Source organism: Massilia agilis, from assembly GCF_024756255.1.
GTDB classification, from domain to species: Bacteria; Pseudomonadota; Gammaproteobacteria; order Burkholderiales; family Burkholderiaceae_D; genus Telluria; species Telluria agilis.
Genome location: NZ_JANUHB010000001.1, coordinates 1,040,016 through 1,052,354 on the forward strand (window position 1 = coordinate 1,040,016; position 12,339 = coordinate 1,052,354).

The 12,339-nt window shown below is 64.8% G+C and carries 14 protein-coding genes; 2 read left to right on the top strand and 12 right to left on the bottom strand.

The window, feature by feature from the left end; translation table 11 throughout:
* Positions 1-73: 73 nt before the first annotated feature.
* The 5 genes from NX774_RS04720 to rpsF form a co-directional block, all read right to left on the bottom strand.
* Positions 74-1,462, bottom strand: coding sequence for a replicative DNA helicase (locus NX774_RS04720; RefSeq protein ID WP_258820997.1), 1,389 nt, complete (start codon positions 1,460-1,462; stop codon positions 74-76).
* Positions 1,463-1,683: 221 nt separating this feature from the next.
* Entirely contained in the window at positions 1,684-2,136 is a 453-nt protein-coding gene (gene rplI / locus NX774_RS04725; protein ID WP_258820998.1) for a 50S ribosomal protein L9, read from the bottom strand.
* A gap of 34 nt (positions 2,137-2,170) precedes the next feature.
* Complete coding sequence (gene rpsR, locus NX774_RS04730) at positions 2,171-2,461, bottom strand: 30S ribosomal protein S18 (protein WP_258820999.1); 291 nt, start codon at positions 2,459-2,461, stop codon at positions 2,171-2,173.
* 32 nt (positions 2,462-2,493) lie between these two features.
* Positions 2,494-2,787 (bottom strand): primosomal replication protein N, encoded by a 294-nt coding sequence (gene priB, locus NX774_RS04735; RefSeq protein ID WP_258821000.1) that lies wholly within the window; start codon positions 2,785-2,787, stop codon positions 2,494-2,496.
* A 23-nt stretch (positions 2,788-2,810) separates the two neighbouring features.
* Positions 2,811-3,194 carry a 30S ribosomal protein S6 gene (gene rpsF / locus NX774_RS04740; RefSeq protein ID WP_258821001.1) on the bottom strand — a complete coding sequence of 128 codons (384 nt, stop codon included), beginning with the start codon at positions 3,192-3,194 and terminating at the stop codon, positions 2,811-2,813.
* Positions 3,195-3,580: 386 nt separating this feature from the next.
* Between rpsF and lexA the strand changes: the two genes are divergently transcribed.
* Together lexA and NX774_RS04750 are read left to right on the top strand one after the other, a co-directional pair.
* Positions 3,581-4,210 (top strand): transcriptional repressor LexA, encoded by a 630-nt coding sequence (gene lexA, locus NX774_RS04745; protein WP_258821002.1) that lies wholly within the window; start codon positions 3,581-3,583, stop codon positions 4,208-4,210.
* 2 nt (positions 4,211-4,212) lie between these two features.
* Entirely contained in the window at positions 4,213-4,824 is a 612-nt protein-coding gene (locus NX774_RS04750) for a glutathione S-transferase family protein (protein WP_258821003.1), read from the top strand.
* Between the two features lie 121 nt (positions 4,825-4,945).
* Here NX774_RS04750 and NX774_RS04755 read toward each other — a convergent pair whose 3' ends face one another.
* The 7 genes from NX774_RS04755 to folC all read right to left on the bottom strand — a co-directional run bounded on the left by NX774_RS04755 (position 4,946) and on the right by folC (position 12,310).
* Positions 4,946-5,710 carry a tetratricopeptide repeat protein gene (locus tag NX774_RS04755; protein ID WP_258821004.1) on the bottom strand — a complete coding sequence of 255 codons (765 nt, stop codon included), beginning with the start codon at positions 5,708-5,710 and terminating at the stop codon, positions 4,946-4,948.
* Positions 5,711-5,780: 70 nt separating this feature from the next.
* Positions 5,781-6,554, bottom strand: a complete 774-nt coding sequence (locus NX774_RS04760) for an SEL1-like repeat protein (protein ID WP_258821005.1) — start codon at positions 6,552-6,554, stop codon at positions 5,781-5,783.
* Positions 6,555-6,659: 105 nt separating this feature from the next.
* On the bottom strand, positions 6,660-7,907 hold the full coding sequence (locus tag NX774_RS04765; RefSeq protein ID WP_258821006.1) for a cystathionine gamma-synthase family protein: 1,248 nt from the start codon (positions 7,905-7,907) through the stop codon (positions 6,660-6,662).
* Between the two features lie 89 nt (positions 7,908-7,996).
* Positions 7,997-9,523: an amidophosphoribosyltransferase gene (gene purF / locus NX774_RS04770; RefSeq protein WP_258821007.1), complete on the bottom strand. Its 1,527-nt coding sequence runs from the start codon at positions 9,521-9,523 to the stop codon at positions 7,997-7,999.
* Positions 9,524-9,564: 41 nt separating this feature from the next.
* Positions 9,565-10,053: a CvpA family protein gene (locus NX774_RS04775; RefSeq protein ID WP_258821008.1), complete on the bottom strand. Its 489-nt coding sequence runs from the start codon at positions 10,051-10,053 to the stop codon at positions 9,565-9,567.
* Between the two features lie 19 nt (positions 10,054-10,072).
* The gene (locus NX774_RS04780) at positions 10,073-10,999 is read right to left on the bottom strand and encodes an SPOR domain-containing protein (protein WP_258821009.1); all 927 of its coding nucleotides are present in this window, start codon (positions 10,997-10,999) and stop codon (positions 10,073-10,075) included.
* Positions 11,000-11,011: 12 nt separating this feature from the next.
* Positions 11,012-12,310: a bifunctional tetrahydrofolate synthase/dihydrofolate synthase gene (gene folC, locus NX774_RS04785; RefSeq protein ID WP_258821010.1), complete on the bottom strand. Its 1,299-nt coding sequence runs from the start codon at positions 12,308-12,310 to the stop codon at positions 11,012-11,014.
* Positions 12,311-12,339 lie beyond the last annotated feature (29 nt).

Here is a 12,339-nt window from a genome sequence, read left to right on the forward strand (position 1 = left end):
CTTTTATTCTCCGTTTGTAAAACTCTCTTGGGCCAGCGAACCCCCGAGGCGTTCCCGAAGGTCAGCTTGCGACTTAGTCGCCTTGGTAGATGGCGAGGTTGCCGCTGTAGTTGCCGAACTTGGTGTACATGCCCATCCATGTCAGGCGCACCGCACCAATCGGGCCGTTACGTTGTTTGCCGATGATGATCTCGGCCGTTCCCTTATCGGGCGAGTCCGGGTTGTAAACCTCGTCACGATACAGGAAGATGATCACGTCCGCGTCCTGTTCGATAGCGCCCGATTCGCGCAGGTCGGACATGACGGGTCGTTTGTTGGGGCGTTGTTCCAGCGAGCGGTTCAGCTGCGACAGCGCGATCACCGGGCAGCCCAGCTCCTTGGCCAGGCCCTTCAGGCTACGCGAGATCTCCGAGATCTCCGACGCACGGTTGTCGCCCGGCTTGGAACCCTGCATCAGCTGCAGGTAGTCGACGATGATCAGGCCCAGCTTGCCGCACTGGCGCGCCAGGCGGCGCGCGCGGGCGCGCATTTCGATCGGGTTCAGCGCCGGCGTCTCGTCGATGAAGATCTGGCAGTCGTTCATCTTCTGGATGGCGTGCGTCAGGCGCGGCCAGTCCTCGTCGATCAGCTTGCCGGTTCGCAGGCGGTGCTGGTCGAGCTGGCCGATCGAGCCGAGCATACGCATGGCCAGCTGGGCGCCGCCCATCTCCATCGAGAAGATCGCCACCGGCAGGCCGGCTTCGACCGCGACGTTCTCGCCGATGTTCACCGAGAACGCGGTCTTGCCCATCGACGGACGCCCGGCCACGATCACCAGGTCGCCCGGCTGCAGGCCGGAGGTCATGCGGTCCAGGTCGATGAAGCCGGTCGGCACGCCGGTGATCTCGCCCTGGTTCTCGCGCGAGTACAGCTCGTCGATGCGCTCGACCACCTGGGTGAGCAGCGGCTGCACCGGCAGCCAGCCCTGGGCCCCGCGCGCGCCCTGCTCGGCGATCGCGAAGATGCGCGATTCGGCTTCGTCCAGGATCTGCTTGACCTCGGCGCCTTGCGGGTTGAAGGCCTTGGCCGAGACCTCGTCGGCCACGGTGATCAGCTGGCGCAGCACGCCGCGGTCGCGCACGATCTCGGCATAGCGGCGGATGTTGGCGGCGGACGGCGTGTTCTGCGCCATCGCGTTCAGGTACTGCAGGCCGCCGACTTCCTCGGCCTTGCCCAGCTGCACCAGCGCTTCGTACACGGTGATCACGTCGGCCGGCTTGCCCGAGTTGATCAGGCGAACCATCTGCTCGAAGATGATACGGTGGTCGTAGCGGTAGAAGTCTTCCGCATGCATGAAGTCGGCGATGCGGTCCCAGGCAGCGTTATCGCGCAGCAAACCGCCGATGACGGACTGCTCTGCTTCGATGGAGTGCGGCGGGACGCGCAGCGCTTCGATTTGCGGATCAGATGCGGGGGCGTTCATATGGGCGGCATTATACCTGCTCCGGATGGCAGGCTGAACGCGGGAGATAGTTTTTTTTGGCAATAAAAACGACGTAAAAAACAACAAAGCCGCGGCATTTTGCGGCTTTGTTGTTTTTTACGTCGTCCCCGCCTGCGCGGGGACGACGTGCGTGAGCTGCGAGCCGAAAAAACAAAAAGCCGGGACGAACCCGGCTTTTTGCTTGATGCGTAACGCTCAGCTTAGGCAGCTTCGCCAACGACGGAGATGGTGATCTCGACCACGACGTCGGTGTGCAGTGCCACGGCAACCGGGTGCTCGCCGGTCGTCTTCAGCGGGCCGGTCGGCATGCGGATCGCAGCCTTCTCGACCGGGAAGCCTTGCTTGGTCAGGGCTTCAGCGATGTCGAAGTTGGTCACGGAGCCGAACAGGCGGCCGTCCACGCCAGCTTTCTGGGCGATGGTGACGGTCATGCCGGTCAGCTTGTCGCCTTGTGCCTGGGCAGCAGCCAGCTTTTCAGCGGCAGCTTTTTCCAGCTCGGCGCGGCGTGCTTCGAACTCGGCCACAGCGGACTCGGTCGCGCGGCGGGCCATCTTTTGCGGGATCAAGAAGTTACGTGCATAACCGTCCTTGACCTTGACCACGTCGCCCAGGTTGCCGACGTTAACAACTTTTTCCAACAGAATGACTTGCATATTTTTCTCCAGGATTATCTAGTCGACGACCGTATCAAGCGTGGTGCAGGTCGGTGTACGGCAGCAGGGCCAGGTAACGGGCGCGCTTGATGGCGGTGTCCACTTGACGCTGGTAGTGCGCCTTGGTACCGGTCAGGCGTGCCGGCATGATCTTGCCGTTTTCCTGGATGAAGTCCTTCAGGGTGTCGACGTCCTTGTAATCCACTTGCTCAACGCCAGCGGCGGTGAAGCGGCAGAATTTCTTGCGCTTGAACAGCGGGTTCTGCTGTTTGCGCTTCAGTTTTTCTTTAGCTTTGTTTTTGTCGAACTTTTTACCGAATGCCATTTCGAGGCTCCTGTATCTAAAATGTGCCGGCCTTAGGCCGCTGCACTGAAATCAATGATGTGAAACACCAGGGCTTTGCTGTTGCGGTTCTTCCTGGCCAAAAATCCCGTGAACTGCAGGGCTGCTCCCAATTCCGCCCGGCTGAACCGGCCCGAAATCTCGCCCGCGGCAAGCGCGGTGATCTCGAACTCGACCAGCCTCGTTCCTCCTGCTTCCACCTGCTGCGAACTGTGCGCCAGGGTGGCTGACACAATCGGCACGCCGGCCGGGGAGTAGCGCAGTATGTCGCGCTCGAGGATGGTGCCGGTGAACTGGAACTGGTTCAAAGCCCGTTCACGAATCCTTTGGCTTAGGCCGCGGCGGCCGGAGCAGCGGCAGCTTGCTCGCGGTGGCTCTTGGCTGCGTCTTCGCGCTGCACCGATTTCATCATCGGCGACGGAGTGGTTTCAGCCTTCTTCATCTTAACGGTCAGGTGACGCAGCACGGCATCATTGAATTTGAATGCGGTTTCCAGCTCGACCAGGGTCTCGTTGTCGCATTCGATGTTCATGCAGATGTAGTGCGCTTTCGGCAGCTTCTGGATCGGGTAAGCCATCTGGCGACGGCCCCAGTCTTCGACGCGATGGATGTTACCGCCACGCGAGGACACGGTGGCCTTGTAACGCTCGATCATCGCCGGGACTTGCTCGCTCTGGTCCGGGTGGACGATAAAAACGATTTCATAATGACGCATGAAACACTCCTTAAGGACGTTTAAACAAATGCCCACCTCGGCGTCAAGACGAGTGTGGGAAGGGGTAAGCCCGCGATTATAACCCAAAATAGGTCGCCAAGCCAACCATTGACCACCCGCCTTCGTACGTCGTCCCCGCGCAGGCGGGGCCCCATAGACCAGTTGCGTTGTCGATAATTATCACGAAGCCCAATGCATTCTGCTCAAGATTCTGCAAACCTTCCATGGGTCCCCGCCTGCGCGGGGACGACGGGGGAAATGTCCGGGCCAAGGGGGAGCAGAGCCACCTCGACAACAAAAAACACAAAAAAATCCACATTTCCCCTTGCGCTGGCCGAAATACTGTATAAAAATCCAGTCTGTTTATACAACCCGGCCGCACACCCATGCTCAAGCTCACCGCAAGGCAAGAACAGATCCTCAACCTCATCCGCGAGGCGATCGAGAACACCGGCTTTCCCCCGACCCGCGCCGAGATCGCGGCCGAGCTGGGCTTCAAGTCGGCCAACGCGGCCGAGGAACACCTGCAGGCGCTGGCGCGCAAGGGCGCCATCGAAATCTCGCCCGGCACCTCGCGCGGCATTCGCCTGGTCGGCACGCCCGAGCCGGCGCCGGTGCACCCGCAAGTGATGATGATGTCGCTGCCTCTGGTGGGCCGCGTGGCCGCCGGCTCGCCGATCCTGGCGCAGGAACATGTCGAGACCACCTACAGCGTGGACCCGGCCATGTTCTCGGCCAAGCCCGACTTCTTGCTGAAGGTGCGCGGCTGGTCGATGCGCGACGCCGGCATCAACGACGGCGACCTGCTTGCGGTGAAAAAGGTGGACACGGCCAAGAACGGCCAGATCGTGGTCGCGCGCCTGGGTGACGACGTCACCGTCAAGCGCTACCGCCGCACCGGCGAGCTGATCGAGCTTCTGCCCGAGAACCCGGACTTCAAGATCATCAAGGTCACGCCCGAAGACGGCTTTGCGCTCGAGGGCCTGGCCGTTGGCCTGATGCGCACCTGGAACTGAGCTTGGCCGGGATCACCCTCTTCGGCAACCGCGAGTCGGGCCACACCTACAAGGTGCGCCTGGCGCTGGCGCTCGCCGGCATCGACCATGGTTTCGAAGAGATCGACGTCGTCGGCACACCGCGCGAGGCGCGTCCCGAGCCATTTCGCCGCCTGGCCAAATACGGCGAGGTGCCGCTCCTGGTGCACGACGGCCAGCCCTACGTGCAGTCCAACGCCATCCTGCTGCACCTGGCCGGCCACACGCGCCGGCTTGGCGGCGAATCGGAAGAGCGCCTGGCGCGCGTGCGCGAGTGGCTGTTCTGGGAAGCGAACCGGATCGGCTTTTCGCTGCCGAACCTGCGCTGGCACACGCGCTTCGAGCCGGCGGAACCGGCAGTGCTGGCCATGCTGCGCCAGCGCTTTGACGCCGACATCGCGCGCCTGGGCCAGGAGTTCAGCGACGGCCGCGCCTTCATCCTTGGCGACACGCCGACGGTGGCCGATTGTTCGCTGTGCGGCTACCTGTATTTCGCCGACCAGGCGCAGGTCACCGTGCCGGCAGCCGTGCAGGCCTGGCTCGAGCGCATCGCCGCCCTGCCCGGCTGGCGGCACCCTTACGGCTTCTACGCCTGAACACCGTCGCCCCGGCGAAAGCCGGGGTCCATGCTGAGTATGATCGGCTCGCGGCCGTTGCGGCGTACAACGCACGCTCGGCATGGGTCCCGGCCTTCGCCGGGACGACGTTCCCCTGCGCTTACTTCCCGGCCGGCGCGTAGTTGTTCTTGCGCGCGTCGATGTCGCGCTGGCGCTGTTCGGACGGGCCGCCCTTCACGATCTCGTTGTGCTCGGCCACATAGGCCTCGGTGGCGCTGCGCCACGCCGCAAAGTCCGCCAGCACCAGCTTGGCCGACACTTTGGCCCCCTCCGCCACGTTGTCGTGCACCAGCGCCAGGTGCGCGGTCGCCTGCTCCATCTCCTGCTTGTTCATCAGCTTGGAAACGTCGGCCGGAATCAGCTTGGTCAGCGGCGACACCTCGTTCAGGTGCTCGACGAAGCGGTTGTAGCAGTCCTGCCAGGCCTGCACGCTCGCGCCGACGCGCTCGATCTCGTCGTTCAGCTTGGACATGGCCGGGATACGCGGCGCGGGGCAGCGATACTGGCCGGAGCGCAGCTCCGAGCCGTCGTACTTGCTGATCCAGTAGTCGATGTCGGCGCGGCGCGCGACGCGCTGCTTCATCACCTCAAGCGAGGCGATGGCCACCGCGTTACCCTTGGCGGCGGCCTTCGTGAACCAGCCTTGCGCCCTGGCTTCGTCCACCGCGCCGGCCTCGCCGTACCAGTACATCTCGCCCAAGTGCTGCTGCGCCTCGACGTTGCCGGCGTTGGCCAGCTTCGTGTACTTCTGCAGCGCTTGCGCGTACTCTTTTTTGGCGAACAGCGCGTTGGCATCGGCCAGCTCGTCGGCCAGCGCGGCGCCGCACAGGAACAGGGACAGGCAAAACAGGGCGGTCTTCTTCACGGTACGGGCACAGGTAGTGAACGATGCGCTCGATGATAACAAGATTGGCGCGCCCTGCTCAACCGCAGTGCTATTTGACGATCACCGTCTTCGGCGGCTGCGGCATGTTGCGGTTGACGTTGTCGCGCGCCAGCTCCGCTTCGCGCAGGCGCTGGGCCGTTTCCAGGTTCTGCTGGCGCACCCAGTCCTCGGTCGCCTTCTGCCAGTTGTCGAAGGCGGTGAGCGTGGCCTCTGCGGACACCTTGGCCTTGTCGCCCACGCGAGCGTACACCTCGGTCAGGCGGCGCTTGGCCTGCTCCATCTCGGCATCAGTCATCAGGTCCGCAATCTCGCCGGGAATGCGCTTGCCAACCGGGTAAACATCGTTCAGGTTCTTGACGAAGCCGTTGTAGCAGGCCTTCCACGCATTGACAGCGTCGGTGGTGGCCTTGATCTCCTGGTTGGTCGTCGACCTGGCCGGCACCGCCGGCGCCTTGCAGTCGAACTGGCCGCTGGCCAGGTCGGCGCCGTCGTAAGTGCTGGTCCAGTAGTTGATGTCGCCTAGGTGCTGCTGGCGCGCCCCCGTCATGCCGACGGCGGACTGCGCCTCCTTGTTGCCCGCCGCCGCAGCCTTGGCAAACAGCGCGTCGGCCCTGGGGCGGTCCACCGCCACGCCCTCGCCGTACCAGTACATCTGGCCGAGGCGCAGCTGCGCGCCGGCGTTGCCGGCGTCGGACATCCGGGTCAGCATCGCCACCGCTTGCGGGTAGGACTTCGATTCGAGCAGCTTGTTGACGTCGGCCAGATCATCGGCCATGGCGGCGCCGCACACCGCCATGGCGAGGCAGAAGAGGTATTGTCGCATTGCTGTTCCTGACGAGTGGTTGCAATGCTACAGATACTATTCGTGCGCAAAAATGTTGCAAGAGGCGTTACAAATTTATGAAATTTGCCGCCCCGGCACCCGCAATCAGGCGGCGCCGTCCAGCGCGCTGCCGAAGTCGTCCAGCAGGTCGGCCGTATCCTCGATACCCACCGAAACGCGGATCAGGGATTCGGCGATGCCCATGCTGGCGCGGCGCTCCGGCCCCATCTCGAAGAAGATCGTGTGCGCCACCGGGATCACCAGCGTGCGCGTGTCGCCCAGGTTCGACGCCGGGATGCCCAGCTTGAGCCGGTTCAGGTAGTCGAAGCAGTCGATGTCTTCGCGAAGCTCGAACGAGAACAGCGAGCCCGGTGCGCGGAACAGTTCGGATGCGACCTGGTGCTGCGGGTGCGATGCCAGGCCCGGGTAATGCACGGCGGCGACGCGCTCGTCGGCTTCCAGCATGGTGGCCAGGGCCAGCGCGTTGGCGCAGGTGCGCTCCATGCGCAGGGCCAGCGTCTCGGCGCCCACCGCGATGTGGTGCGCCGCTTCCGGCCCGAGCGACGCGCCAAAGTCGCGCAGCGCCTTGGCGCGCACCTGCGCCATGCCTTGCGCGCTTGGGGCCAGCTTGCGGAAGTTGGGAGCGATGTTCGGGTAGGCGGCCCAGTCGAACAGGCCGGTGTCGGTGAGCGCGCCGCCCAGTGCGATGCCGTGGCCGGCGATCGACTTGGTCAGCGCGTTGACCACCAGGCCCGCGCCCACGTTCTTGGGACGGAACAGGTACGGGGTGGTCATGGTGTTATCCACCACGAACAGCACGCCGCGCTCGCGGCACAGCGCACCGATGCGCGCCAGGTCGGCCACCTGGGTGCGCGGGTTGGCGATGGTCTCGACGAACACGAAGCGCGTGTTGGGCTTGAGCGCGGCCTCCACGTTGGCCACATCGGTCGCGTCCACGAAGGACACGTCCACGCCCTGCCCCGCCGCCGTGTTCCACAGGCTGTTGGTATTCCCGAACAGGAAGCTGGACGAAACGATGTGGTCGCCCGCCTTGAGCAGCGCCTGGAACAGCGCGCCGATTGCACCCATGCCGGTGGCAAAGCAGATGGTGGCCACGCCGTCTTCCATCTTCGTGACCTTGTCCTCGAGCGCGGCCACGGTCGGGTTGCCCTGGCGGCCGTAGCGGAAGCCCGGCTCCTTGCCCTGGAAGACCGAGGCGAGCTGGCGCGCGTCGCCGTAGCCGAAGGTGACTGAGGTGTGGATGGGTTTGTGCAGCGAGCCCTGCTCGATCGGCTTGCGGCGGTCGTTGTGCAGGATGGTGGTGGTGAAGCCGTAGTGTTTGGTGTTGTTCATGGCGTGTCGTTTGCGTTGGCGGGTGGGGGGGTCCCACGCGCCAACGATGTGCAAACGTCACGCGTGGGCACAAGTGCCCACCCTACGGGTTATTCGGCGGCGACGGGAGGGTTCAGCGCGAGCTGGTTGCGCGCTGCGTCCTCGACCACCGGCTTGCTCTTGGGGTTGTGGCGCGCCTGCTCGACGTTGTCGAGGTACTCCGGCGTCACGTCCCCGGTGATGTACACGCCGTCGAAGCACGAGGCCTCGAAGCTCGTGAGTGCCGGGTTCACGTCCGAGATCGAGCGCTTGAGCGCGTCCAGGTCCTGGTACACAAGATGGTCGGCGGTGATTTCCTTGCACACCTCTTCCACCGTGCGGCCGTAGGCGATCAGCTCGTCGCGGGTCGGCATGTCGATGCCGTACACGTTCGGGAAGATCACCGGCGGCGCGGCCGAGGCGAAGATCACCTTGCGCGCGCCGGCTTCACGCGCCATCTGCACGATCTCGCGGCTGGTGGTGCCGCGCACGATCGAGTCGTCCACCAGCAGCACGTTCTTGCCCTTGAACTCGGACGGGATGGCGTTGAGCTTCTGGCGCACCGATTTGCGGCGCTGGCCCTGGCCCGGCATGATGAAGGTGCGGCCGATGTAGCGGTTCTTGATGAAGCCTTCGCGGTACTCCACGCCCAGCTTGAGCGCGAGCTGGATCGCGGCCGGGCGCGAGGAATCGGGGATCGGCATGACCACATCGATTTCTTCGGCCGGGATCTCCTTGCGGATCTTCTCGGCCAGGTACTCGCCCATGCGCAGGCGGGTCGCGTACACCGAGGCGCCGTCGATCACCGAGTCCGGGCGCGCCAGGTACACGTATTCGAACACGCAGGGGTTGAGCGACGGGTTGTCGGCGCACTGGCGCGCGTGCAGCTGGCGGTCGTTATCGATGAACACCGCCTCGCCCGGCGCGATGTCGCGCATGAAGCGGAAACCCAGGCCTTCGAGCGCAACCGATTCGCTGGCCACCAGGTACTCCGGGCCGTCCTCGGTCTCGTTCACGCCGATGCACAGCGGGCGGATGCCGAACGGGTCGCGGAACGCCAAGAGGCCATGGCCTGAAATCTGCGCCACCACCGCGTAGGCGCCACGGGCGCGGCGGTGCACCATGGCGACCGCCTTGAACACGGCGTCCACGTCGAGCGTGAAGCCGGTGGAGGCTTCCTGCAGCTCGTGCGCTAGCACGTTGAGCAGCACCTCGGAATCCGAATCGGTGTTGATGTGACGGCGGTCCTTGCGGAACATCTCGTCCTTGAGCTCGGCCTGGTTGGTCAGGTTGCCGTTGTGCGCGAGGGTGATGCCGAACGGCGCGTTCACGTAGAACGGCTGGGCTTCTTCCTCGCTGGACGAGCCTGCGGTCGGGTAGCGGCAGTGGCCGATGCCCGAGTTGCCGGCCAGCGAACGCATGTTCCGGGTGCGGAACACGTCGCGCACCAGGCCGTTGGCCTTGTACATCGAGAACATGCTGCTGTGGTTGGTTGCGATACCAGCCGCATCCTGGCCGCGGTGCTGCAGCAGCAGCAACGCGTCATACAAGAGCTGGTTGACGGGGGTGTGCGAAACGACGCCGACGATGCCACACATGGTGCGCTCCTAAAAACAGGACTGCAAAGATGCAGAAATTTTCAAAACTGTACATGCTGCGCCAGCGCAGCAGGAAGAAAGGGTTTGACAGTGCGCGCGCCGGTCTCGGCCATGGGCGAGAGCAGCGCGTTCTTCCAGAAAGCCTGTTGGGGGATGGAAGTCATCCCGCACAATATGACGCCCGCGAGCACGATTACAATCCCGCGCGCCAGGCCAAACAATCCGCCCAGCCCGCGGTCGGCCAGCGACAGGCCGGTGGCGGTCACCAGCGCAGCAATCGCAAGGCTCAGCAGGCCCATCAAAATTCGCACGCCGATGAACAGCGCAATAAAGGCAACGATCAGCCGCACCGACTCGCCCGGGATCATGCCAGGCAACATGGGGGCGAGCTTCGCGCCATAGGCGTTGGCCAGCACGAAGGCGACCACCCAGCCCAGCAGCGAAAGGATTTCCTTCACCAGGCCGCGCAGCGTGCTGATGATCACCGACGAGACCAGCACGAACAAGACTACGTAGTCAAAAATCGTCACGCCGCGCCAACCGTTCCCATCATGCCGGCGACAGCGCGCCGCTCAACCCGAGCTTGCCCAGCTTGGCGCGCACCTTTTCCGCTTCCTCGCGCGTGTACGGGCCCACCTTCACGCGGATCAGCTCATGGTACTTTTCCGTGAACGAGCGGATGCCGGCTTCGCGCAGCTTGGCCTGCAGCTCGGCGGCCTTCTCCTGGTTGCCCAGCGCGGCCACCTGCATCACGAACTTCTGGCCGGCCTCGTGCGCCTTGGCGTCTTCCTTGCCTTCGAGGATGGCCATGGCGCGCACGGCATCCTGCGGCGCTGCCTTGTCTTCCTTCTTCGCTGGCTTGTCCTTGGCGTCAAGCTTGGGTTCGGGCTTGGCCGCCTTGTCCTTGTGTTCTGGCTTGGGTGGCTCGGCCTTGGCACGCTCGGCCGGCTTGGGCGCGGCCTCGGGCTTGGGCGCCTCGGTCTTGGCCGGCGCAGCCTGCACCTCCGCGACCTTGCGCGCGGCCTCCACTGGCGGGACCGCCGGCTTGGGCTCGGGCGCCGGCTTGGGCGGTGGCGCGTCGAGCACCTCCTCGCCCTTGTCCACGCTCTGGCTTGCGGCCACAGTGGCCGAGGCGGAAGGCTCGGCCGGCATCGGCAGCGGCGCTGCCTTGTCCTTGGACGGAATCTGGATCGCGATGTCGCCGGCAAGCGGCCTGGGTTCGGAATCGAGCAGCATCGGCAGGCCCACGGCGGCGGCCAGCGCCAGCGCGATGGCGCCTACCAGGCGGCGGCGCGCACGCTTTTTCTCGGGGAGCACGGGATCGTCGGCACCGGCACGGCGGGCGGCGCCGCCCGCGTGCGAGGCCCGCTTGGCGCGGGCGCGCTCGGCGAATTCGTCGTCGGCGCGGGAAAAACGGCCACTAACTTCGGCGCTGCTGTCTTGGTTCTTTTTGCCCAGGAACGAGAACAAGCCCATGCGATTGTCAGGTCAGTGTAGAGAGTTTTTTCGGGCCGCCATCACACCGGCGACTGTATAGAAAGATCCAAAGACCACAATTCTATCACCCTCTTTAGCCCGGCTCATCGCATCGGCAAAAGCTTCGCCCGGGTTGGCGAAGGCTTTGGCCGAAAATTCGTCGTCCTTGGCCCCGGCCGGACGCAGCGACTGCAGCTTGTGCGCCAGCTCCGCGGCATTGGCCGAACGCGGCGACGGCAGGTCGGTCACGCACCAGTGGTCCACGTACTGCGCCAGCGGCGCGACCACGGCGTCGATGTCCTTGTCCTGCATGATGCCGAAGACCGCGTAGGTGAACGGATGAAAGCCCATGTTCCCCAGGTTCTGGGCCAGCGCCGCGGCCGCGTGCGGGTTGTGGGCCACGTCGTACACGATCGCCGGCCGGCCTGGCAGCACCTGGAAGCGGCCCGGCAGTTCGACCAGCGCCAGGCCCGCGCGCACTTCCTGCGCGCCGCATGGCAGCTGCAGGCGCAGCGCTTCCAGCGCGGCCAGCGCGGCCGAGGCGTTGAGCAGCTGGTTGGCGCCGCGCAGGGCCGGGTAGGCCAGCGAATTGCGGCGCTGCGCGCGTCCGGCGTAGCCCCATTGCTGCTTGTCGCCCTGGTAGTTGAAGTCGCGCCCGAGCAGCCACAGGTCGGCGCCGATGTCCTCGGCGTGCTTGATGAGCGACTTGGGCGGCATCGGGTCGCTGCAGATGGCGGGCTTGCCCGGCCTGAAGATGCCGGCCTTCTCCAGCCCGATCTCCTCGCGCGTCTCGCCCAGGTATTCCTTGTGGTCGATGTCGATGCTGGTGACCACGGCCACGTCCGCATCGACCACGTTGACCGCGTCCAGCCGGCCGCCCAGGCCCACTTCGAGGATCGCCACGTCGATCGGCGCCTTCGAGAGCAGGTGCATGATCGCCAGCGTGGTGAATTCGAAGTAGGTGAGCGAGACCTCGCCGCGCACGCTTTCCACCGCGTTAAAGGCGGCGACCAGCTGCTCGTCGCTGGCGTTCTCGCCGTTCAGGCGCGCGCGCTCGTTGAAAGCCAAAAAGTGCGGCTTGATATACAGGCCAACGCGGTAGCCCGACTGCAGCAGCATCGCTTCGAGCATGGCGCAGGTCGAGCCCTTGCCGTTGGTGCCGGCGACCATGATCACCGGGCACTTGAACGCGAGCTGCATGCGCTCCTTCACGGCACGCACGCGGTCAAGCCCCATGTCGATGTGGGTTTCGGCATGGCGCGACTCGAGCAGCGCCAGCCAGTCGGGCAAGGTGGTCGGGAGGTTTTGCATGGGATGTGATTGGTGGAGAGGCGCCTTGG

What these genes read in the sequence shown, in the direction of transcription:
- NX774_RS04720 (WP_258820997.1), bottom strand. Translation starts at nt 1,462, where the DNA reads ATGAACGCCCCCGCATCTGATCCGCAAATCGAAGCGCTGCGCGTCCCG.
- rplI (WP_258820998.1), bottom strand. Translation starts at nt 2,136, where the DNA reads ATGCAAGTCATTCTGTTGGAAAAAGTTGTTAACGTCGGCAACCTGGGC.
- rpsR (WP_258820999.1), bottom strand. Translation starts at nt 2,461, where the DNA reads ATGGCATTCGGTAAAAAGTTCGACAAAAACAAAGCTAAAGAAAAACTG.
- rpsF (WP_258821001.1), bottom strand. Translation starts at nt 3,194, where the DNA reads ATGCGTCATTATGAAATCGTTTTTATCGTCCACCCGGACCAGAGCGAG.
- lexA (WP_258821002.1), top strand. Translation starts at nt 3,581, where the DNA reads ATGCTCAAGCTCACCGCAAGGCAAGAACAGATCCTCAACCTCATCCGC.
- NX774_RS04760 (WP_258821005.1), bottom strand. Translation starts at nt 6,554, where the DNA reads ATGCGACAATACCTCTTCTGCCTCGCCATGGCGGTGTGCGGCGCCGCC.
- NX774_RS04765 (WP_258821006.1), bottom strand. Translation starts at nt 7,907, where the DNA reads ATGAACAACACCAAACACTACGGCTTCACCACCACCATCCTGCACAAC.
- purF (WP_258821007.1), bottom strand. Translation starts at nt 9,523, where the DNA reads ATGTGTGGCATCGTCGGCGTCGTTTCGCACACCCCCGTCAACCAGCTC.
- NX774_RS04780 (WP_258821009.1), bottom strand. Translation starts at nt 10,999, where the DNA reads ATGGGCTTGTTCTCGTTCCTGGGCAAAAAGAACCAAGACAGCAGCGCC.
- folC (WP_258821010.1), bottom strand. Translation starts at nt 12,310, where the DNA reads ATGCAAAACCTCCCGACCACCTTGCCCGACTGGCTGGCGCTGCTCGAG.